The sequence below is a fragment of the Streptomyces sp. NPDC055025 genome, assembly GCF_053608565.1.
This window is the reverse complement of sequence record NZ_JBSGVS010000023.1, coordinates 51,505-72,106: the sequence shown is the minus strand read 5'-3', so window position 1 is coordinate 72,106 and position 20,602 is coordinate 51,505. Positions and strand designations below refer to the sequence as shown.

Below are 20,602 nucleotides of genomic sequence, written 5' to 3'. Positions count from 1 at the left end.
CCGGCCCGCCTGGTCATCCCCGTCAGCCGCTTGGATCCGGACCGCCCCCCCCGGTGAGCCCCCCGGGGGCGGGTATGGACCCGTCTGGTGTCCTCCCCGGCCGTCCCGCGGAGCTTTCTGCGGCGCAGGGAGGGGAGCCGGGCCGCGCGCCGTATGGGAAGCCGAGGCGGACCGTGTTCCGGACACGGCCCCCTCCAGGCCCCCAGGCCTCTTGTGCGAAGGCCGGGGTAGACGGACGGCACCGAGCCGCTACCTCCCGGAGGACGAGTGAACCCCAGTGACGCATCCCCAGAAGCCGCTTCCCCGGAGGCGCGGTCCGGCACCGGCGCCCGGAGAGGCCGCGAGGAGACCGCCGACGAGCGGGCCGACAGGCGCTGGCAGGAACTCATCCAGGAGATACGGGTGACGCAGACCGGGGTGCAGATCCTCTTCGGATTCCTGCTGACCGTGGTCTTCACCCCGCACTTCCAGGCCCTGGAACAGACCGACAAGACCATCTACATCGTCACCGTGGTGCTCGGCGCGCTCGCCACGGGAGCGCTGATCGGGCCGGTGGCCTTCCACCGGATCGTCTCCGGACGGCGCATCAAACCCCAGGCCGTCGTCTGGGCTTCGAGGCTGACGTTCACCGGTATGGTCCTGCTGCTGGCCACCCTGACGTCCGCCCTCTTCCTGGTACTCCGCGCCGCCACCCACAACGGGTTCGTACCGTGGCTGGTCTCCACCGTGGTCGCCTGGTACCTGCTGTGCTGGTTCGCCCTCCCCCTGTGGGCCCGCTACCGCCTCACCGACAACGACTGACCGAAGTGCCACGGACCGGGGGGCCGCGCTCGGTCCGTGGCAGGACGCTCCTGGCTGGCTGCTGTACGCCGCGGTCGTCTACTGCGTATCCGTACCGGCCGCGCTGGCCGCGCATCTGACGCTACTGCGCGCCGATGCCGGCGATCCGGTGCGGCCGGTCGGTGCGATCCTCTTGTACGGAACACTCGCGCTGTCGGTCGAGTTGCTGGCTGTCCTGATAGCGCTGACGTAGCCGGACCAGGGGGTCCGCGACCCGGCCGGTGCCATCGACCCGGCCGGTGCCGTCAGGGCAGGGCGGCCAGTGTGAAGGGGTGTCCGGCCGGGTCGGAGTAGATCCGTGTGTCGCGCGGGCCGCCGTTGTCCTTCGTCTCCAGCGGCCTGGCGCCCAGACCGATCGCCTCGCGCTCCGCCTCGTCCATGTCGTCCCGGGCCACCAGGATCCGCAGATGCGCCTGCTGGGAGCTCTCGGGACGCGGCCAGCTCGCGGGCGCGTGGCCATGATCCCTGCGGATCGCGAGATGGACCCCGTCATGGCCGACGATCTCCACGAAGTCCGGGTTCTTCCCGATCCGGGTCTCGGCGCCGAGGAAGGTCGCGTAGAAGCCCGCGAGTTCGACAGGTTCGGCACTGTCCAGGACGAGCACGCTGGTCTTGGTCACCGTCATGGGGGAACGCCTGCCCGCTGTGACGGCGCACACACGTGGCGCGGTCGGCATCCGTAGCCCCGCCGCCACAGGAGAGGGCCATGCGCGGACACCACACGCCGCCGACGCCATGGGTCCGTCCGGAGACGGTTACAACGGACGACACCTGCACATACACTTGCGTCCGCCGGGAACCCGGTTGACCTGGGACAACGCCGTCCTGGAGCCGGTCGGGCCAGTGAGGAGCGCACCCTGTGTTCTACTACGTGCTCAAATACGTGCTGCTGGGTCCCCTGTTGCGCGTGCTCTTCCGGCCCCGGATCGAGGGGCTCGAACACATTCCGGCCGAGGGCCCGGCGATCATCGCGGGCAATCATCTCTCGTTCTCCGACCACTTCCTGATGCCCGCGATCCTCAAGCGGCGTATCACCTTTCTCGCCAAGGCCGAGTACTTCACCGGTCCCGGTCTCAAGGGGCGGCTGACCGCGTTCTTCTTCCGCGGCGCCGGGCAGATCCCCGTCGACCGCTCCGGGAAGGAGGCCGGAAAGGCGGCGATCCGGGAGGGGCTGGGGGTGCTGGCCAAGGACGAGCTGCTGGGGATCTATCCGGAGGGCACCCGCTCGCACGACGGACGGCTCTACAAGGGCAAGGTCGGGGTCGCGGTGATGGCGATCAGGGGGCAGGTGCCTGTGGTGCCGTGCGCCATGGTCGGTACGTTCGAGATCCAGCCGCCCGGTCAGGTCGTACCCCGGATCAGAAGGGTCACGATCCGCTTCGGTGAGCCGCTGGAGTTCGCGCGCTACGCCGGTCTGGAGAACCAGAAGGCCGCGGTACGCGCGGTCACCGACGAGATCATGTACGCGATCCTCGGGCTGTCCGGACAGGAGTACGTCGACCGCTACGCGGCCGAGGTGAAGGCCGAGCAGGCGAAGAGCGAGCCGGCGCGAAAGTTCCGGCGGCGGCCACGCTGACAGCGGATCCGCCACCGGCGAAAGCCCCTGGGCGCGCGCCGCCAGGTGCCTTTAGCGTCACCGTATGACCAGGGGAAACGCAGTGGTGATCGGTGCGGCGGGACAGACGGGCCGCGTCGCCGTACAGGCTCTCGCCGAGGACGGCTGGGAGGTGACCGCCGCCTCCCTCAGCGGCGGCGGGGATGAACGCTGGCCCGGTGGGGTACGGGCGGTACGGCTGGACCGGGAGGACGGCGCGGCGCTGTCCGCCCTGCTGGGCGACGGGACCGACGTGCTCGTCGATCTGGTGGCCTACGGAGGGAAGCACGCCGGCCAGCTGACGGGACTCGCGGACCGGATCGGCTCCGCGGTCGTCATCTCCAGCGGCGCGGTGTACGAGGACGGCCGGGGCCGTGGTTTCGACACCCAGGACGCGCCGGACGGCGCTCCGCGCTATCCGGTGCCGATCCCGGAGACCCAGCCCACCGTGGCCCCGGGCGACACGACGTACAGCACGGGAAAGGTGCTGCTGGAGCGGGAACTGCTCGCCGCGGGCGAGGCGTTGCCGGTGACGCTGCTGCGGGCGGGCGCTATCCACGGTCCGTACTGCCGTTCACCGCGCGAGCTGTACTTCGTCAAGCGGCTGCTGGACGGCCGTACACGGCGCGTGCTGGCGTACGGCGGCCGGAGCCGCTTCCATCCCGTCCATGTCGCCAATCTGGCCGAGCTGATCAGACTCGCCGCGCTGAAGCCCGGCTCCCGGGTGCTCAACGCCGGGGATCCGCAGGCGCCGACGGTCGCGGAGATCGGCGGGGCGATCGACACGGTGCTGGGCCGGGAGACGGAGACGGTGCTGCTGGACGGGCCGCCGCAGGGCACCGTCGGGGACCACCCCTGGGCCATCGAGCACCCCGTGGTCTACGACATGACCGCCGCGGCGCGGGAGCTGGGGTATCGGCCGGTCACCGGCTACACCGAGTCGCTGCCGGAGACGGTCGCCTGGCTGACCGGCGAGCTGCGCGGCCGGGAGTGGACGGACGCGTTCCCCAAGATGGCCAGGAACTACGGGCCCGACGGGCTCTTCGACTACGCGGCGGAGGACGCCTGGCTGAAGGGGTACGACCAGGGCGCCGGGTGACGGAAAGGGGGCGGCCGGTAGGACCGGCCGCCCCCTCGCCTCGGCTGAGGCAGGTCCTACGGCTTCGGCGTGGCGTGCGGAGCGCACGTCACATCGGCGCTGTCCAGCGCGCCGGTCAGCAGATAGGCCTTGACCCGGTCGTTGATGCACGGGTTGACCACGTTGGTGATGCCGTGCGAACCGGCGTCCCGCTCGGTGATCAGACGCGAGCCCTTGAACCGCTTGTGCAGCTCGACCGCGCCCTCGTACGGCGTGGCCGCGTCACGCGTGGACTGCGTGATCAGCACCGGCGGCAGTCCCTTGCCGGTCTTGACCTCCACCGGGGTCTGCTGCTTGACACCCCAGGTGGCGCACGGCAGGTTCAGCCAGGCGTTGGCCCAGGTGAGGAACGGGTGATCGCGGTGGAGCCGGGTGTTGTCCCGGTCCCAGGTCCGCCAGCTCGTGGGCCATTGGGCGTCGGCGCACTCGACGGCGGTGTAGACCGCGTTGCCGTTCTCCGCCGAGGCGTTGCCCTTGGTGTCGGACAGATCCGGCGCGGCGGCGTCGATGAGCGCCTGGGTGTCGCCGGCGAGATAGTCGCTCCAGACCGAGGCGACCGGCACCCAGCTCGAATCGTAGTAGGGCGCGCCCTGGAACAGACCGATCAGCTCGGCGGGACCGACGACCCCGCCGATCGGGCTCTTCTTGGCCGCGGCCCGCAGCTTCTCCCACTGCCGCTCGACCTGGGCGGCGGTGGCACCGATGTGGAAGGTCGCGTCGTTCTGGGCGACCCACTTCATCCAGTCCTGGAACCGTGTCTCGAAGGCGACGTCCTGGTCCAGATTGGCCTGGTACCAGATCTTCTCCTTCGACGGGTTCACCACACTGTCGACGACCATCCGGCGCACATGCGTCGGGAACAGCGTGCCGTAGACGGCGCCGAGGTAGGTGCCGTAGGAGACACCCAGGTAGTTGAGCTTCTTCTCACCGAGCGCGGCCCGGATGACATCCAGGTCCCGCGCGGTGTTGGGCGTCGTCATGTGCGGCAGCATCCAGCCGCTGCGCTCCTTGCAGCCGTCCGCGTACTCGGCCGCCAGCTTGCGCTGGGCGCGCTTGTCGGCCTCGCTGTCGGGGACGGGGTCGAGCTTGGGCGCCTTGACGAACTCCGTCGGGTCGACACAGGAGATGGGTGTCGAGCGGCCGACTCCGCGCGGGTCGAAGCCCACGAAGTCGTACGCCTTCGCCGCGTCCGCCCAGATGGCGTTCTTGGTGACGACACGGCGGGGGAACGCCATGCCGGAGCCACCGGGACCGCCGGGGTTGTAGATCAGCGCGCCCTGGCGCTGGTCCGCCGTGCCGGTGTTGCCGATACGGTCGACGGCGAGCTTGATCTGCCGGCCGTTCGGCTTGCCGTAGTCGAGCGGCACGGTGACATAGCCGCACTGGATGGGCTGCTCCAGTGACCAGTCGGCCGGACAGTCCTGCCAGTCGATGCCCTTCTTCGCGGCCCGGTCCGCGGCGACCGTGACGCCGGACGCCGCCGGATCGCCGTGGTGACGGCCGTCGGCGTTCGCCGGAACGGTCATCGCGCTCGCTATGAGCGCGCCCGCGAGCAGAGTGCCGGCCGAACCGAGCACTGCTGTGCGTCTCAAGTGGAACCTCCCCCTTGTGTGCCGCGCGCCGCTCGCGCAACGCGCGTCGATAGGACTCCCCGGGATCCTTTCTCTGTGAGGTCACCGAGAACAGGCCGTACCGGCGTTTCTTTACCGAAGCGATAACCGGTGAACGCCGTCCCGCTCAGCGGTACGCGGCGGTGCCCAGCGCCTCGTCCAGTACGCGCCGCAGCCGCAGGGCGTCGGGCGCGACGGCCGTGATCAGTACGGCGGGTCCGGCGAGCGGGGTGAGTACGGCGGTCTCCCCCAGCAGCCGCGGCGCGGCCGGTTTCTCCTCGAACTCCGGTCCGGCGAGGAGGAGTTGGCCGACGGCCCGGTGGCCGCCGAGGACCGCTCCACCGTCCCAGCCGGCGGGTGCCCCGGGGCCGTAGGCGAGTTCCTGGTCGAGCAGGGGATGTCCGGCGCGCACCACCGTGAGCCGGGTGAACAGGGTGCCGGGCTCTTCACCGTGGCGTCCGAGGATCTGTTCCTCGCGCAGTGTCAGCCGTGCGGTGGCGGCGAGTTCGACACGGGTACGCATCCGCAGCTCGCTGCCGTGCGCGGAGACGAGCTGCTCCGGCAGCCAGCTCAGCTCGGCGTTCTCACCGACCGTCAACCGCACGTCGTAGTGGGCGGGTCCCGGCGCCCGGCCGGGCAGGGCGACCGTCGCCGCGGCGGCGTCGACGGTCAGCCGGGCCCCGTCCCGTACCTCGGTCTCGATGGCGAGCCGGTCGCCGCCGAGCGGCGCGCTCATCGCGCCGACGACGGTGACACGGGCGCCGGGGCCGGTGGCGCGGGTACGGCGCAGCGCGAGCGGTCCCTCGCCGGCGAGCACCGGCAGTCCGGCGGGGGTCGCGACGATACGGGCGGTGGCGCGGACGCTCATGCGGTCCAGTCGGACAGCCGCCCGAGCACCCAGTCCGTGACCGGCCCGACCCCGCCCTCGTCCTTCAACGAGGTGAAGAGCACGGGGAGTTCACCCCGCTGCTCCTTGGCGTCGCGGGCCATCCTGCCGAGGTCGGAGCCGACGTACGGGGCGAGGTCCGTCTTGTTGACCACCAGCAGATCGGCGGTGGTGACACCGGGCCCGCCCTTGCGCGGGATGTCGTCGCCGCCCGCCACATCGATGACGAAGATCTGCGCGTCGACGAGGCCCTTGGAGAAGGTGGCGGTGAGGTTGTCGCCGCCGGACTCGACCAGGATCAGATCGAGCGGTCCCACCGCGTCCTCCAGATCCTCGACGGCTTCGAGATTGGCGGAGATGTCGTCGCGGATCGCGGTGTGCGGGCAGGCGCCGGTCTCCACGGCCTGGATCCGCTCGGGCGGCAGAACGGCCTCACGCAGCAGGAACTCGGCGTCCTCGCGGGTGTAGATGTCGTTGGTGACGACGGCGAGCGAGAGCCGGTCGCGCAGGGCACGGCAGAGCGCGGCGACGGTCGCGGTCTTGCCCGAGCCGACGGGGCCGCCCAGACCGATACGGAGCGCGCGCCGCCGGCCGTCCGGCCGAGTGGCGTCCGCGCTGACGGCGGCGGGGCCGTGGTGACTGTGGTCGAGATGCATGGTGCGGCTCCTGTCGGGGGTTCGCGGGGACGGTACGGGGGGGGCGTAGTCAGTCAGGAGCCCGGAGGCCCGGCGCCTGCGGTGGAGAGCCGGGAGGCGCGGTGCCGGCGACGGGAGCCGGGAGGCCGGGTACCGGGCGGGGTCATGAGGCGAACAGCCTTACGGGCCAGGCGGCATGGGCCTCCGCCGTGATGTCGAGCAGTGGCGCCGAGGCGGCGGGCAGCGCCCCGGTCCCCTCGTGCGCCGCGCGCCGCGCGTACTCGGCGGCCCGCTCCGCGACCGTGTCGAGGTCGGGTGCGAGCCGGGCGAGAACGGCGGTGGCCTCGAACGGATCGAGACCGAGGAGCCGTACGACCGCGGTCGTGGGCCCGCTGACCGTCTCGTACACCGCGCAGTGCGCGGCGTCCTCGGGGGTGAGCCCGGCGGAGCGCGCGGTGAGGCCCAGGACCACCGGCTGGTGCGCGCCGCGCGGCCGGGCGGCGGCGAGCGCCTCCAGCTCCGGTCCCGGCCAGACGGCGCGGGCGGCGCGCATCAGCTGACGGCCGAGTCTGCGCCCGGTCGCCCGCAGCGCGGGTGAGGGGGTACGGGCGTCGGCCGCCTCGTCCAGTTCCAGCGGGTCCGTCCCCCCGGCCGCCGCGGCGGCCAGTGCCGCCGCGGTCAGTCCGGTGGTGTGCAGCCGGCCCCGGCAGAAGACGGCCAGGTCCCGTGCGTCACGGATCCTGCCCGCCTTCACGGCCGCCTCCGCGCCGCCCGAGTGGGCGTGGCCGCCGGCGGGGAAGCGTCCGTCGGCGAGCACCAGCAGCGCGGCGCGGCCCGCGGGGGCCGGAGACACGCTCATCAGAAGAGGAAGTAGCGCTGGGCGAGCGGAAGTTCGGCGGCGGGCGCGGGCTCGACCGGCTCGCCGTCGATGGTCACCGTGAAGGTGTCGGCGTCGACCTCGACCCGCGGCAGCGCGTCGTTCTCCCGCATATCGGCCTTGGTGATCCGCCGGGTGTTGCCGATCGGTGTGAACTCCTTCGCCAGACCGAGCCGTTCGGGCAGTCCGTCCTCGATCGCCGCCTCCGCGACGAAGTTGAACGAGCCGGCCGCCGCCGCCCGGCCCAGCGCGCCGAACATCGGGCGCGGCAGCACCGGCTGGGGAGTGGGGATGGAGGCGTTGGCATCGCCCATCTGCGCGTAGGCGATCTGTCCGCCCTTGATGACGAGCTGGGGTTTCACCCCGAAGAAGGCCGGGTCCCAGAGCACCAGATCGGCGAGCTTGCCCGTCTCGACGGAGCCGATCCGGTGGTCGAGGCCCTGGGCGATCGCCGGGTTGATGGTGTACTTGGCGACATAGCGGCGCGCGCGGTGGTTGTCGGCCCGGCCGTCCCCGGGCAGCGCGCCCCGGCGCTTCTTCATCACATGCGCGGTCTGCCAGGTCCGCATGATCACCTCGCCGACCCGGCCCATGGCCTGGGCGTCGGAGGAGATGATCGAGATGGCGCCGAGGTCGTGCAGGATGTCCTCGGCGGCGATGGTGGACGGCCGGATACGGGACTCCGCGAAGGCGAGATCCTCGGGCACGGCCGGATTGAGATGGTGGCAGACCATCAGCATGTCGAGGTGTTCCTCGATGGTGTTGACGGTGTGCGGCCGGGTCGGATTGGTGGAGCTGGGCAGTACGTACGGCTCCCCGACGACGGTGATGATGTCCGGCGCGTGCCCGCCGCCCGCGCCCTCCGTGTGGTAGGCGTGGATCGTGCGCCCCGCGATCGCCGCGAGGGTGTCCCCCACGAAGCCCGCCTCGTTCAAGGTGTCGGTGTGGATGGCGAGCTGGACACCGGACTCCTCACAGACACTCAGACAGGCGTCGATGACGGCGGGGGTGGCGCCCCAGTCCTCATGGATCTTGAACCCGAGCGCGCCGCCCCGCAGTTGGGCGCGCATCGCGTCGCGCGACATGGTGTTGCCCTTGCCGAGCAGACCGATGTTGACGGGGAAGGCCTCCAACGCCTCGAACATCCGGGCGAGATGCCAGGCTCCCGGTGTGACGGTGGTGGCCTTGGTGCCCTCGGCGGGTCCCGTACCGCCGCCGACCAGGGTGGTGACCCCGGTGGCCAGCGCCTGCTCGACGATGGTCGGCGAGATGAAGTGGACGTGCGCGTCGATCGCCCCCGCGGTGACGATCTTCCCGTTGCCCGCGATGACCTCGGTCTCGGGACCGATGACCAGATCGGGGTGGACCCCGTCCATGGTGTCGGGGTTGCCGGCCTTGCCGATCCCGGTGATCCGGCCGTCCCGTACCCCGATGTCGGCCTTGACGACGCCCCAGTGGTCGATGATCAGGGCGCCGGTGATCACGGTGTCGGGCGCGCCCTCGGCCCGGGTCGTACGGGACTGGCCCATCGACTCGCGGATCACCTTGCCCCCGCCGAACACCGCCTCGTCCCCGGCGCGTCCGGGCCCGCCGGAGCGGTCCTCCTCGATCTCGACGAACAGATCGGTGTCGGCGAGCCGGATCCGGTCGCCGGTGGTGGGGCCGAAGAGATCCGCGTACACGGCGCGGGACAGCTCAGTCATCGAGAGGACCTCCGGTCTCTCCCCGCAGTCCCGGTACGACACGCAGACCGGCGAGGGGTACGAGTGCGATGTCGACGGGGATTCCGGGTTCGAAGCGGACGGCGGTACCCGCGGCGATGTGCAGCCGCTTGCCGCGCGCGGCGGCGCGGTCGAACTCCAGACCGGGGTTGGCCTCGGCGAAGTGGTAGTGGGAGCCGACCTGGACGGGGCGGTCGGCGACATTGAGGACGGTGAGCCGGGTGACCTCGCGGCCCTCGTTGAGGGCCACGGGTTCGTCGGCGTACAGGATCTCCCCGGGAATCATCGGCGCTCCTTCCTCACACGATCGGGTCATGGACGGTGACCAGCTTGGTGCCGTCGGGGAAGGTGGCCTCCACCTGTACGTCATGGATCATCTCGGGGATGCCTTCCATGACATCGGCCCGGCCGAGCACCTTCCGTCCCGATGCCATGAGTTCGGCGACCGTACGGCCGTCCCTGGCGCCTTCGAGGATGTGCGAGGTGATCAGCGCGACCGCCTCGGGGTGGTTGAGCCGCAGCCCGCGCGCCCTGCGCCGGGCCGCCACATCCGCTGCCACATGGATGAGCAGGCGTTCCTGTTCGTGCGGGGTCAGTTGCACGCTTCCACCTCATCGTCTCCGGCCCGGTGGCGGCCGGGCGCAGCGGAACCCCAGCCAACATCAACACTCTGTTGAACCGCAACAGGGTGCCGGGAATCGCCGGCGGTCGGGGTTGGCACGTTAGGGCGGAAGTTTTTCCGGCGCGTTAACCGGCCTCCGGAGCTGCCGTGGCCGGCCCGCCCATGGACATCAGACCCCGTACCCCGTTCTGAAGCACCTTGATCGGCACCTCCCCGAACAGCGCGTGCTGAGCGGCGAACCCCTGGCAGGTAGCGATCATGGTCCTGGCGATATCACCCGCGGGGATGTCCGCGCGCATCAGTCCGGCCTCCTGATAGGCCTCCACCACCTTGATCCACGCCGCGCGGACCTTCTCGTACCCGTCGCGCATCAGCGCCGCCAGTTCCTCGTTGCGCAGGGTCTCGGTCCACACCTGGATGAGCAGACGCGCCAGTCCGGACGGACCGCCCGCCTTGACCCCGGCATCGGTCGCCAGCACCCGTTCCATCACATGCTCGACCAGGATGTCGGGGGTCTCCGGCGGCCGCCGGAGCGCCGCCGTCTCGAACGCGTCCCTGACCTCGTCGAGCACCTCGGTGACGATGGCCCCGATCAGCTCCTCCTTGCCGCTGAAGTAGCGGTAGACGGCGCCCGCGGAGAGATCGACCTCGCGCAGGACGTCCTGCATCGACGTGGCGTGGAAGCCGTTGCGGGCGAAGCAGTGAGCGGCGCCGTCGAGAATCTGCCGGCGGCGGGCGTCGAGGTGTTCCTGGGATACGCGGGCCATGCGGTCAACGTAAAACGAACATTCCTTCTTGACAAGGTTCTGGATCTCCGGGAACAGTGACGGAGTAGTAAAACGAACGATCCTTCTCTTTGGTCTCCCCCCGACGATCTCTGAATCGAGGCGCACCATGTCCGCTCCAGCCATGTCCGCTCCAGCGACGACACGGCGCATGATCGCGGTGATGGTCCTTGTCCCCGTTGCCGTGGCACTGGCCCTCTGGGTCTTCGCCTGGCCCGCCGCCCGGATCGCCCCCCAGGACCTGCCGGTCGGGATAGCGGGGCCGGCCACCGCGACGGCTCAGCTGGAGAAGGGTTTCGGGCAGCGGGAGGGAGCCTTCGAGGTCCACCGTTACGCCGACGAGGCCGCCGCCCGGCAGGCCATCGAGGACCGGGTCGTATACGGCGCGGTGGTGGCCACCCCGGAGGGGACGCGACTGCTGACGGCCACGGCGGCGGGGCCCATGGTGGCCCAGTTCCTCACCCAGGCGGTGACCGCGCAGGCTCCGGCCGGCACGGAGATACCGGTGACCGATGTCGTGCCCACGCCGGCCGGGGACGCCCGGGGCAGTGTGCTGGGCGCGAGTGTCCTGCCGCTTTCGATGGCCGGGATCGCGACCGGCGCGGTGGTGACCCTCCTGGGGCTGCGCGGCGCGCGGGCGGCCGTCACCCTGGCCGGCGCGGCGGCACTCGTCGGAATCGCCGCCACCGCGGTGGCGGGCAGTTGGCTGGAGGCGATCACCGGTGACTGGTGGACGGAGGCCGGGGCGATCGGGCTGACCGTTCTGGCGATGAGCGCGGGGGCCGCCGGGCTCGCCGCACTGCTCGGACAGGCGGGGCTCGGCCTCGGAGGTCTGCTGATGGTGTTCCTGGGCAACTCGTTCTCAGGGGTGACGAGCGCGCCCCAGATGCTGCCGGAGCCCATCGGGCTGATCGGCCAGTTGCTGCCGCCGGGCGCCGGAGGCTCGCTGATCCGCTCGGTCGCGTTCTTCGACGGCGCCGGCGCCAGGGCGTCACTGCTGACGCTCTCGGTGTGGGTGGTGCTCGGTCTCGCGGCGGTGCTGGTGGGCGCGCGCGTGCGCGGGCGGACCCCCGCCGCCGTGGAGACCCGCGCGGCGGAACCGGCCCTGGTCGGCTGAGCCCCGGCCGGAGGAGTCGGGTCCGGCCGGGTCCTGTCCGGCCGGAGGCCGGTGAATCCAGGCCGGAATCCGGACGTGACCGCGCGCCCCCGTTCCAGCGGACGGGGGCGCGCGGCCTTTCCGTACGCCCTCGCCCGCCGCCGCCCGCCCCGCCCGTGCCGCCTGCCGGGGCCGTCCGCGCTCCCGGATCTACTCGCGCTCGGGGCCGCGGTGTTCCGAACGGTGCCCGGGGCGGGTGTCGGACCGGGTCTCGGGACGGGTCTCGGACCGCGGCTCGGTGCCGTGCTCGGCCGCGATGCCGAAACGCCGCCGTTCGCCCGGAGCGGACGGCGCGGAGCGGATGGTGGAGACCGCGCTGATCACCCGTTCCTCGGCCGCCTCCTGCTCGCTTTCGAGTCGTTCCAGGTCAGCGGCGGAGACCAGGGCGACGAGCGGCTTTCCGTGCCGGGTCACGACCACTCGCTCACCGCCGTACACGACACGGTTGATCAGATCGGCTAGCTCGGCTCGGGCTTGCGTCACCGGAATCTCGTAGGCCATGGTTCCATCATAACTGTCTGTACGTCCTGTACATTTTTTACAGGGCCGTGCATGAGGAGAGGTACGCCATGAGCCATCCTTCGGCCCGCTATGTCCTGCCCGAGTTCACCGAGCGGACGGCCGGCGGGACCCGCACCCTCGATCCGTACTCCAAGCTCCTGGAGGAGCGGATCATCTTCCTCGGCACCGCCGTCGACGACACCGCGGCCAACGATGTGATCGCGCAGTTCCTCCATCTCGAATACGCCGCGCCCGACCGGGACATCTGCCTCTACATCAACTCCCCCGGCGGCTCGGTCAGCGCCATGTCCGCGATCTACGACACGATGCAGCTCGTCACCTGCGACGTGGAGACGACCTGTCTCGGGCAGGCCGCCTCGACCGCCGCGGTACTGCTGGCGGCTGGCACCCCCGGAAAGCGGATGGCGCTGCCCGGTGCCCGTGTCGTCGTCCAGCAGCCCGCCATCGAGGAGCCCGTCCGGGGCCAGCCGTCCGATCTGATGATCCACGCGGAGGAGATTCTGCGGCTGCGCGCCATGCTCGCGTCGCTTCTCGTACGGCACACCGGCCAGAGCAAACCGCGAATCGCCGAGGACATCGAACGGGACAGGATCTTCACCGCCGCCGACGCGAAGGCGTACGGTCTGATCGATCACGTGGTCCGGAACCGCAAGACGTCCCTCGGCGCGGCACACCCCTTCGGATCCCCCGGCGGGCGGTGACACGCCGATGCTGCCACCGGAACTGCCCCCGCTGCCCGCGCTGACCCGCGCCGAGGGAGATCTCGTCGACAGCTTTCTCCATGTCCTCGATCTGCTGGGCCGGATCAACCCGGCGCGCGGCTCGGACACCTACAGCGCACTGCGCGCGGCCCAGGCGCTCCCCGCGCAAGCGGTCGCGCTGCGGGACGCCCTGACGGCGATGCACATGCGCGGTGAGACAGAACTGCACGCGGCGACGCTCGCCCGTGCGCTGCGGGTGCTCGACGGTGAGCGACGCGCCGGGCGCGTCACAATGCCCCCCGAAGACACGACTTGAGCCTGTTTCCGTTCCCGTATGGACGCGTCCGTACGGGAGCGGCTCGGCCTTTCGGGGGACGGATCTTCCGGACACTCCGGGGGACACAAGTTGCGCGAAGCGGCCGGACGCGGGAAGCGCCCCCCAACTGCCGTGCAGGTATGGGCCTCATCAGGGTCCGGGCCCCGGTACAACACGCCGCTTCGCCACCCGTACGGATCAGACGTGACGAACTTCACATAACGTCGTTGCGTCTCGGAAATCATCTGATTACGCGTCAAGATCCCTGGGACGACAAGCCCCCGCCACCCCCGGCGGGGCGGTCCGGGCGGACGCCGAGTCCTGCCGCCGTTCCGGATGTCTGGTCGACAGGAGTGGATCGGCAGGAGTGGAGGACCCGAGCAGTACGGGACGACCACGTGTGCGTACGTGGACCGTCCCTTGGGGTGAAGCCGCTGACGCGGCCGGGCATCTTCGCCTGTCCGAACCCGACAGGTCATCCTTCACAGGCGGCTGACGAAGGGTTGCGCATGAATGCGCAGACATATGTCCCGTCTCTGCTGTCCCGGGCCGGTGCCGTATCGGTCCTCACCCTCGCTACGGTCGGGGGAACGATACTGGCGCCCGGCGCCACGCCCGAGGCCCACGCCGCCGCGCGCGCCGTCAAGGCGCTCCGGGTGGCCGCCTCCAAGGAAGGTTCGCCGTACCAGTGGGGGGCCACCGGACCCCATCGCTTCGACTGCTCGGGCCTGACGCTCTACTCGTTCAAGAAGGCCGGCAAGAAGCTCCCGCGCACCGCTCATCAGCAGTACAACGGGACCCGCCATATCTCGGCGTCCCACCGACGCAAGGGCGACCTGGTGTTCTTCCACGCGGGTGGCTACGTCTACCACGTCGGTATCTACGCGGGCCGCGGGAAGATCTGGCACTCGCCCAAGACCGGTGCCCTGGTAAGGCTCGAACGGATCTGGTCCCGGAGCGTCCTGTACGGCCGGGTGAACTGAGCGTGGCGCGTCCTGGACCGGCCGGTGCGCGCCCGGCCGGTCCGGAACGGCCCCCCGAGAAACATGTCCGGTCCCGGCCCCCCGTGGACCGGCGCACGGCACCCGCCCGGTCCTGACCGGGCGGCACACCACCCCGCCGGTGAGTACCGGCGGAACACGCGGCCGGTCCCAGGCCGTCGTGGAACAGCACGCGTTCCGTTCCCCCGCCGGCACGGGGACGGAACGCCCGGATCCCCGGCCGCACCAGGCCGGTACAAGGAACACGCGCGGTCCGTCCCAGGCCGCCGCGGAACGCCCCGTGTCCCGTCCCTGGCCAGGACGGGACACGGGTCCGCGCCAACAACACAGCGCCGGTCACGAACCGTGCGCCGCCCGTCCCGCCGTCTCCCCGCCGGGAGGCGGGACATGGGACGCGGGACGTGCGGCACAGGACGCGGGACGTGCGACGCGGGACACGCACGCGGATGTCCGCCGCCGTGTGCCGGTCAGCTCTGGACCGGGACCGTCCAGGGCAGCGCGATCCAGACCGTCTTGCCGCCCTCCGGGGTCGGCGTGACGGACACTTCCCCGCCGCTCTCCGCCGCCAGCGAGCGGACGATCACCATGCCCCGGCCGTTGTCCTGCTGCACGGCCGCCGGCAGCCGCTGCGGCCAGCGCGGATGGCTGTCGGTGACGCCGACCCGGAGTCGTTCGTCCCGGTCGAGCACGATCTCCACGGTGAACGTGGGCGACTGGCCGAAGGTGTGCTGCACGGCGTTGGTCGCGAGCTCCGAGACGATGAGCCGCACCGTGTCGGCCGTCTCCGCCTGGCCCGGCAGACCCCACTCCGTCAGCAGGTCCGCGACATATCTTCGCGCCGCCGGTACCGACGCGGGATCGCTCGGCAGCGTGATGGATGCTTCCTGATGGTCTGCCATGGCGACGCCGTCCCTTTCCCGCCGGACCTGACTCCGCCGCAGTGCGGATGACTGCGCGGACGGCCTCGGACTGTGCTCAGCGTGCCACTCATCCTGCCGTTCACACGGCCGCTCCACCGAGATCTGCATATATCTGTCGCTCGAAGTGGTGAACTCTGCTACGCGAGACCGTATTTGGGCGGCGAAAAGATAGCTTCTCCGCCGCGGCGCACTCGGCGCCCACGGGACGCTTACCGGAGCAGGTCGGCGAAGGGATCTATTCATGCGGCATATTCCGGCGGTACGCCGGCGCAGGCTCGGGGAGGAATTGCGCGGACTGCGCCAGCGCGCGGGACTGACGAGCGGGGAGACGGCGCGGCTGCTGGGCTGGCACCAGTCGAAGGTGAGCCGGATCGAGACGGGCGCCAGCGGGGTCAAGGACGAGGACCTGGCGGGGCTGCTCGATGCCCTGGGCATCACTGATCCCCAACTGCGGGCGCTGCTGGGCGCCTTGGCGGGAATCACGGACGGCGGTCCCGGGTGGTGGAAGGCGTACGGCGGGGTGATCCCGCCCCGCTACCAGGACTTCATCAGCCTGGAGTCACAGGCCTCCACGGCCCGTACGCTGGAGACTTCGGTGGTGCCGGGGCTGCTCCAGACGCGCGGCTACGCGCATGCGGTGACCAGGGCGGCGCTGGACGGACTGCCCGCCACGACGGTCGACTCCCTGGTCGAGGTACGGCTCGCCCGCCAGGAGGTGCTGCACTCCGCGACGCCGCTCGAACTCCACGCCGTACTCGACGAGGCGGTGCTCCGGCGCGAGGTGGGCGGCCCCGCGGTGATGCGGGGTCAGCTACACCGTCTGTGCGAGCTGGCCCGGCTTCCGCAGGTCTGTCTCCAGGTCCTTCCGTTCACCGCGGGCGGCTATGTGGGACTGACCGGCCCTTTCGTTATCTTCTCCTTCCCGCGTATTTCTGATCTGGATTTGGTCGTTCTCGACCATTTGACGAATAGCCTCTATCTGGAACGGAAAGAAGACCTTGAGGCGTACCGCGCCGCGTTCCGTACGATGCAGGCGCATGCCCTCTCGCCCGAAGAATCATTGGATCTCATCGCCGGGATCGGTGACGGCGCGTAGGGAGCATCATGACCGCTTACCTCGCACAGCCCCCTGTCCAGACTCCATCCTCCACCCCCCTCACACCCCCCACCCCTCCAACGACTTCCCCGGTGGCCCCCCTGGCCACAGCCGCCACGGCCGCCCTCTGGCGGCGCAGCAGCTACAGCACCGGGGCGAACAACTGCGTCGAGTCCACGCGTGTCGGCGCGGAGGCGCTGGCCGTACGGGACTCGAAGAACGTGACCCGGCCCCACCTCTCGTTCTCGGCCACCGCGTGGACGTCCTTCGTCACCGCGCTGCGCGGGGAGGACAACGCGTACTGACCGACCGGCCCGACCGGGCAGGGACAGGTCAGACGGCGGTCGCGTCCGCGGGCGCGACCGCCGTGATCGTCCGTACCGCCGTATCGATCTGATCGTCCGTCAGATCGGCACGCGCGGTGAGCCTGAGCCGGGAGATGCCGTCCGGCACCGACGGCGGGCGGAAGCACCCCACGGCCAGCCCTCCGTCTCGGCAGTCGGCGGCCCAGCGCACGGCGGCCTCCGGTGACGGCGCCTGTACGGAGACGACGGCGGCGTCCGGTGGCGCGGCGGTCAGCCCCGCCGCTGTCAGCCGTCGGTGCAGCGTACGGGCGACCTCACGGGCACGGTCCGCCCTGCCGGGCTCCCGGCGCAGCAGCCGCAGACTCTCCAGCGCGCCGCCCACGGCCGCCGGCGCGAGTCCCGTGTCGAAGATGAACGTCCGCGCGGCGTTGACGAGATGCTCGATGACCCGGGCCGGGCCGAGCACGGCGCCGCCCTGGCTGCCCAGGGACTTGGAGAGGGTCAGGGTGGCGACCACGCCGGCCGCGCCCGCGATGCCCGCGGCGTGCGCCGTACCCCGGCCGCCCTCGCCGAGCACGCCCAGACCGTGCGCGTCGTCGACGACCAGCGCGGCTCCCCGGGCCCGGCAGACCCCGGCCAGTTCCGCCAGCGGCGCGGCGTCACCGTCCACCGAGAACACCGCGTCGCTCACCACCAGCGACCGCCGCCCCGGATGCGCTTCGAGTGTCTTGCGCACGGCGTCGGGTTCCGCGTGCGGTACGACCACGGTCTCGGCGCGCGAGAGCCGGCAGCCGTCCACGATCGAGGCGTGGTTGCCCGCGTCGGAGAGGAGCAGCGAGCCACGGGCCGTCAGCGCGGTGAGGGCGGCGAGATTGGCGGCGTAGCCGGAGGAGAGGACGAGCGCGGCCTCGAAGCCGCAGAACTCGGCCAGTTCACGTTCCAGTTCGGCGTGGAGGGCGGTGCTGCCGGTGACCAGCCGGGAGCCCGTGGCACCCGCGCCCCAGCGGCGGGCGGCGTCCGCCGCCGCACCGGTCACCGCGGGATGGCGGGCGAGGCCCAGATAGTCGTTGCTCGCCAGATCCAGCAGGGCGGAGTCGGCCGGGCGCGGGCGGAGCGTACGGACGAGCCCCGCTGTCCTGCGGCGGCGCGCCTCGTCGTCGGTCCAGTCGAAGGGATCCGCCCGGTCGGAGGAATCGGTCCGGTCGGAGGAATCGGTCCGGTCGAGGGGATCCTGCGCCATGGTGCGGTCCTTTTGTAGGGTGCGCACAGACTTTAACCGGGGCCGGACCGGGTCAGGATGTGGCCATGCACACACTTCGTTCTGGTGGTGTTGTCAGGTTCCTCCCTGGCTTCGAGGTGCCCGGTTAGGCCAGGATCGGCACCATGGACCTGCTGAACACACTGGTGGAGAAGGGCCTGCGGCGCGAGCTGCCGACCCGCGAAGAAGCGCTCGCCGTACTGGCGACCTCCGACGACGATCTGCTCGAAGTGGTGGCCGCGGCCGGGAAGGTGCGCCGCCAGTGGTTCGGGCGGCGGGTGAAGCTCAACTATCTGGTCAATCTGAAGTCCGGGCTCTGCCCCGAGGACTGCTCGTACTGCTCGCAGCGGCTCGGCTCCACGGCGGAGATCCTCAAGTACACCTGGCTGAAGCCCGAAGAGGCGTCGAAGGCGGCTGCGGCCGGTGTGGCGGGCGGGGCGAAGCGGGTCTGTCTGGTGGCGAGCGGACGCGGTCCGACGGACCGTGATGTCGACCGGGTCTCGCGGACGATCGAGGCGATCAAGGAGCAGAACGAGGACGTCGAGGTGTGCGCCTGTCTCGGACTGCTCTCGAACGGGCAGGCGGAGCGGCTGCGGGCCGCGGGGGCCGACGCGTACAACCACAACCTCAACACCTCCGAGGGCACGTACGGGGACATCACCACCACCCACACCTACGCCGACCGGGTGGACACGGTGCGCCAGGCGCAGTCGGCCGGTCTCTCCGCGTGCTCGGGTCTGATCGCCGGTATGGGGGAGAGCGACGCGGATCTGGTCGATGTCGTCTTCTCGCTCCGCGCGCTCGACCCGGACTCGGTGCCGGTCAACTTCCTGATCCCGTTCGAGGGCACACCGCTCGCCAAGGAGTGGAACCTCACCCCGCAGCGCTGTCTGCGCATCCTGGCGATGACCCGGTTCGTCTGCCCGGATGTGGAGGTCCGGCTCGCGGGCGGACGTGAGGTGCATCTGCGCTCGATGCAGCCGCTCGCGCTCCATCTCGTCAACTCCATCTTCCTCGGCGACTACCTCACCAGCGAGGGCCAGGAGGGCAAGGCGGATCTGGAGATGATCGCGGACGCGGGCTTCGAGGTGGAGGGCGCGGGCACCACGACGCTGCCCGAGCACCGGGCGGGCGGCTGCGGGCCGTGCGGGGACGGCGAGGCGGCGGCCGGGGCCTGCGCGGACCGGTCGGACCGTACGCCCGCGACAGCCTTGGCGACCGGCGCGACCGGGGCAGCCGGCGAGGAGCCGCCGGCCGGAAACGATCCTGCGGCCCGCCGGGATCTGGTCGCCGTACGCCGCCGTGGCGCCGGCACGGATCTGGCGCCCAATGCCTGAGCTGTCCCCCGGCGAACTGCTGGACCTGGACCGGGCCCATGTCTGGCATCCGTACGGGCCCATGCCGGGCCGCGTCGCGCCGCTGGTCGTGGAGTCCGCGTCCGGGGTACGGCTGCGGCTGGCCCGACCCGCGCACGGACAGCGCGAGTTGGTCGACGGCATGGCGTCCTGGTGGTCGGCGATCCACGGCTACAACCACCCGGAGCTCAACGCGGCGGCGCACGGTCAGCTCGACCGGATGAGCCATGTGATGTTCGGCGGGCTCACCCATGAGCCCGCCGTACGGCTCGCCTCCCTGCTGGTGGAGATCACGCCCGAGCCGCTGCGCCATGTCTTCCTCTCCGACTCGGGCTCGGTGGCGGTCGAGGTCGCGGCGAAGATGTGCCTCCAGTACTGGCGCTCCCTGGGACGTCCCGAGAAGCGGCGGCTGCTGACCTGGCGCGGCGGCTACCACGGTGACACCTGGACGCCGATGTCGGTGTGCGATCCCGACGGCGGTATGCACGAGCTGTGGTCGGGGCTGCTGCCCCGGCAGATCTTCGCGCGGACGCCGCCGGCCGAATACGAGGAGAGCTACGCGCAGGAGCTGCGCACGCTGATCGCCCGGCACGCGGAGGAGCTGGCGGCGGTCGTCGTCGAGCCGGTGGTACAGGGAGCGGGCGGTATGCGCTTCCACTCCCCCGAATATCTGCGGGTGCTCCGGGAAGCGTGCGACACGCACGGTGTGCTGCTGATCTTCGACGAGATCGCGACCGGGTTCGGGCGTACGGGCACGCTCTTCGCGGCCGGTCAGGCCGGTGTGTCCCCCGATGTGATGTGTCTGGGCAAGGCGCTGACCGGGGGCTATCTCTCCATGGCGGCGACGCTGTGCACCGCGCGGGTGGCCGACGGCATCTCGCGCGGGGAGGTGCCCGTACTGGCCCATGGACCGACCTTCATGGGTAATCCGCTGGCCTCGGCCGTCGCTCTCGCCTCGATCGAGCTGCTGCTCGGCCAGGACTGGGAGGGGGAGGTCAAGCGGATCGGCACGGGCCTGCGCGACGGGCTGGCCGAGGCCGCGTCCCTGCCGGGGGTACGGGATGTCCGTGTGCTCGGCGCGATCGGTGTCGTCCAGCTCGACCATGAGGTGGACATGGCGGCGGCGACCGAGGCGGCGGTGCGCGAGGGTGTCTGGCTGCGGCCGTTCCGCGATCTCGTCTACACGATGCCGCCGTATGTGACGGGTGACGACGATGTCGCACGGATCTGCCGCGCGGTGACCGCCGCGGCACGGAAGGGCTGA

23 protein-coding genes are annotated in these 20,602 nt (G+C 71.1%); 11 read left to right on the top strand and 12 right to left on the bottom strand.

Annotated features, from left to right (window positions below; translation table 11 throughout):
* Nucleotides 1–267 precede the first annotated feature (267 nt).
* Entirely contained in the window at nt 268–801 is a 534-nt protein-coding gene (locus tag ACWGDX_RS16435; protein ID WP_382855568.1) for a DUF6328 family protein, read from the top strand.
* A 284-nt stretch (nt 802–1,085) separates the two neighbouring features.
* On the opposite strand, the gene ACWGDX_RS16430 is transcribed toward ACWGDX_RS16435, so the two are convergent.
* Nucleotides 1,086–1,466, bottom strand: coding sequence for a VOC family protein (locus ACWGDX_RS16430; RefSeq protein WP_453626131.1), 381 nt, complete (start codon nt 1,464–1,466; stop codon nt 1,086–1,088).
* A gap of 233 nt (nt 1,467–1,699) precedes the next feature.
* Between ACWGDX_RS16430 and ACWGDX_RS16425 the strand changes: the two genes are divergently transcribed.
* On the top strand, nt 1,700–2,416 hold the full coding sequence (locus ACWGDX_RS16425; protein ID WP_405986796.1) for a lysophospholipid acyltransferase family protein: 717 nt from the start codon (nt 1,700–1,702) through the stop codon (nt 2,414–2,416).
* Between the two features lie 85 nt (nt 2,417–2,501).
* Nucleotides 2,502–3,533 carry an NAD-dependent epimerase/dehydratase family protein gene (locus tag ACWGDX_RS16420; RefSeq protein WP_453626199.1) on the top strand — a complete coding sequence of 344 codons (1,032 nt, stop codon included), beginning with the start codon at nt 2,502–2,504 and terminating at the stop codon, nt 3,531–3,533.
* A gap of 56 nt (nt 3,534–3,589) precedes the next feature.
* On the opposite strand, the gene ACWGDX_RS16415 is transcribed toward ACWGDX_RS16420, so the two are convergent.
* The 8 genes from ACWGDX_RS16415 to ACWGDX_RS16380 form a co-directional block, all read right to left on the bottom strand.
* Nucleotides 3,590–5,149: an alpha/beta hydrolase gene (locus tag ACWGDX_RS16415; RefSeq protein ID WP_453626197.1), complete on the bottom strand. Its 1,560-nt coding sequence runs from the start codon at nt 5,147–5,149 to the stop codon at nt 3,590–3,592.
* Between the two features lie 160 nt (nt 5,150–5,309).
* The gene (locus ACWGDX_RS16410; RefSeq protein WP_453626129.1) at nt 5,310–6,050 is read right to left on the bottom strand and encodes an urease accessory protein UreD; all 741 of its coding nucleotides are present in this window, start codon (nt 6,048–6,050) and stop codon (nt 5,310–5,312) included.
* A complete protein-coding gene (gene ureG / locus ACWGDX_RS16405; protein WP_453626127.1) occupies nt 6,047–6,724 on the bottom strand; it encodes an urease accessory protein UreG in 678 nt (225 codons plus the stop codon). The genes ACWGDX_RS16410 and ureG overlap by 4 nt, the downstream gene beginning before the upstream one ends.
* Before the next feature lie 142 nt (nt 6,725–6,866).
* A complete protein-coding gene (locus ACWGDX_RS16400) occupies nt 6,867–7,562 on the bottom strand; it encodes an urease accessory protein UreF (protein WP_453626125.1) in 696 nt (231 codons plus the stop codon).
* Nucleotides 7,562–9,283 carry an urease subunit alpha gene (locus tag ACWGDX_RS16395; protein WP_453626123.1) on the bottom strand — a complete coding sequence of 574 codons (1,722 nt, stop codon included), beginning with the start codon at nt 9,281–9,283 and terminating at the stop codon, nt 7,562–7,564. Before ACWGDX_RS16395 ends, ACWGDX_RS16400 begins: the two co-directional genes overlap by 1 nt.
* The gene (locus tag ACWGDX_RS16390; RefSeq protein WP_093599025.1) at nt 9,276–9,587 is read right to left on the bottom strand and encodes an urease subunit beta; all 312 of its coding nucleotides are present in this window, start codon (nt 9,585–9,587) and stop codon (nt 9,276–9,278) included. Before ACWGDX_RS16390 ends, ACWGDX_RS16395 begins: the two co-directional genes overlap by 8 nt.
* Nucleotides 9,588–9,600: 13 nt before the next feature.
* Nucleotides 9,601–9,903 (bottom strand): urease subunit gamma, encoded by a 303-nt coding sequence (locus ACWGDX_RS16385; protein WP_066955873.1) that lies wholly within the window; start codon nt 9,901–9,903, stop codon nt 9,601–9,603.
* Between the two features lie 145 nt (nt 9,904–10,048).
* Nucleotides 10,049–10,690, bottom strand: coding sequence for a TetR/AcrR family transcriptional regulator (locus ACWGDX_RS16380; RefSeq protein ID WP_453626121.1), 642 nt, complete (start codon nt 10,688–10,690; stop codon nt 10,049–10,051).
* 142 nt (nt 10,691–10,832) lie between these two features.
* Between ACWGDX_RS16380 and ACWGDX_RS16375 the strand changes: the two genes are divergently transcribed.
* Nucleotides 10,833–11,825: an ABC transporter permease gene (locus tag ACWGDX_RS16375; RefSeq protein ID WP_453626119.1), complete on the top strand. Its 993-nt coding sequence runs from the start codon at nt 10,833–10,835 to the stop codon at nt 11,823–11,825.
* A 189-nt stretch (nt 11,826–12,014) separates the two neighbouring features.
* On the opposite strand, the gene ACWGDX_RS16370 is transcribed toward ACWGDX_RS16375, so the two are convergent.
* Nucleotides 12,015–12,365, bottom strand: coding sequence for a type II toxin-antitoxin system Phd/YefM family antitoxin (locus ACWGDX_RS16370; RefSeq protein ID WP_453626117.1), 351 nt, complete (start codon nt 12,363–12,365; stop codon nt 12,015–12,017).
* A gap of 68 nt (nt 12,366–12,433) precedes the next feature.
* Between ACWGDX_RS16370 and ACWGDX_RS16365 the strand changes: the two genes are divergently transcribed.
* The 3 genes from ACWGDX_RS16365 to ACWGDX_RS16355 all read left to right on the top strand — a co-directional run bounded on the left by ACWGDX_RS16365 (nt 12,434) and on the right by ACWGDX_RS16355 (nt 14,386).
* Nucleotides 12,434–13,087: an ATP-dependent Clp protease proteolytic subunit gene (locus ACWGDX_RS16365; protein ID WP_453626116.1), complete on the top strand. Its 654-nt coding sequence runs from the start codon at nt 12,434–12,436 to the stop codon at nt 13,085–13,087.
* A gap of 7 nt (nt 13,088–13,094) precedes the next feature.
* A complete protein-coding gene (locus ACWGDX_RS16360; RefSeq protein WP_363085311.1) occupies nt 13,095–13,403 on the top strand; it encodes a hypothetical protein in 309 nt (102 codons plus the stop codon).
* 509 nt (nt 13,404–13,912) lie between these two features.
* Entirely contained in the window at nt 13,913–14,386 is a 474-nt protein-coding gene (locus tag ACWGDX_RS16355; RefSeq protein WP_453626114.1) for a C40 family peptidase, read from the top strand.
* A gap of 485 nt (nt 14,387–14,871) precedes the next feature.
* Here ACWGDX_RS16355 and ACWGDX_RS16350 read toward each other — a convergent pair whose 3' ends face one another.
* Entirely contained in the window at nt 14,872–15,303 is a 432-nt protein-coding gene (locus ACWGDX_RS16350; protein ID WP_453626112.1) for an ATP-binding protein, read from the bottom strand.
* Nucleotides 15,304–15,565: 262 nt separating this feature from the next.
* Between ACWGDX_RS16350 and ACWGDX_RS16345 the strand changes: the two genes are divergently transcribed.
* Complete coding sequence (locus tag ACWGDX_RS16345; RefSeq protein ID WP_453626110.1) at nt 15,566–16,420, top strand: helix-turn-helix domain-containing protein; 855 nt, start codon at nt 15,566–15,568, stop codon at nt 16,418–16,420.
* Nucleotides 16,421–16,512: 92 nt separating this feature from the next.
* Complete coding sequence (locus ACWGDX_RS16340) at nt 16,513–16,725, top strand: DUF397 domain-containing protein (protein WP_453626108.1); 213 nt, start codon at nt 16,513–16,515, stop codon at nt 16,723–16,725.
* Between the two features lie 28 nt (nt 16,726–16,753).
* Here ACWGDX_RS16340 and ACWGDX_RS16335 read toward each other — a convergent pair whose 3' ends face one another.
* Complete coding sequence (locus tag ACWGDX_RS16335) at nt 16,754–17,965, bottom strand: 8-amino-7-oxononanoate synthase (RefSeq protein WP_453626106.1); 1,212 nt, start codon at nt 17,963–17,965, stop codon at nt 16,754–16,756.
* A gap of 143 nt (nt 17,966–18,108) precedes the next feature.
* Here ACWGDX_RS16335 and bioB point away from each other — a divergent pair, with 143 nt between their 5' ends.
* A complete protein-coding gene (gene bioB, locus ACWGDX_RS16330) occupies nt 18,109–19,320 on the top strand; it encodes a biotin synthase BioB (protein ID WP_453626104.1) in 1,212 nt (403 codons plus the stop codon).
* Entirely contained in the window at nt 19,313–20,602 is a 1,290-nt protein-coding gene (locus ACWGDX_RS16325) for an adenosylmethionine--8-amino-7-oxononanoate transaminase (RefSeq protein WP_453626102.1), read from the top strand. Before bioB ends, ACWGDX_RS16325 begins: the two co-directional genes overlap by 8 nt.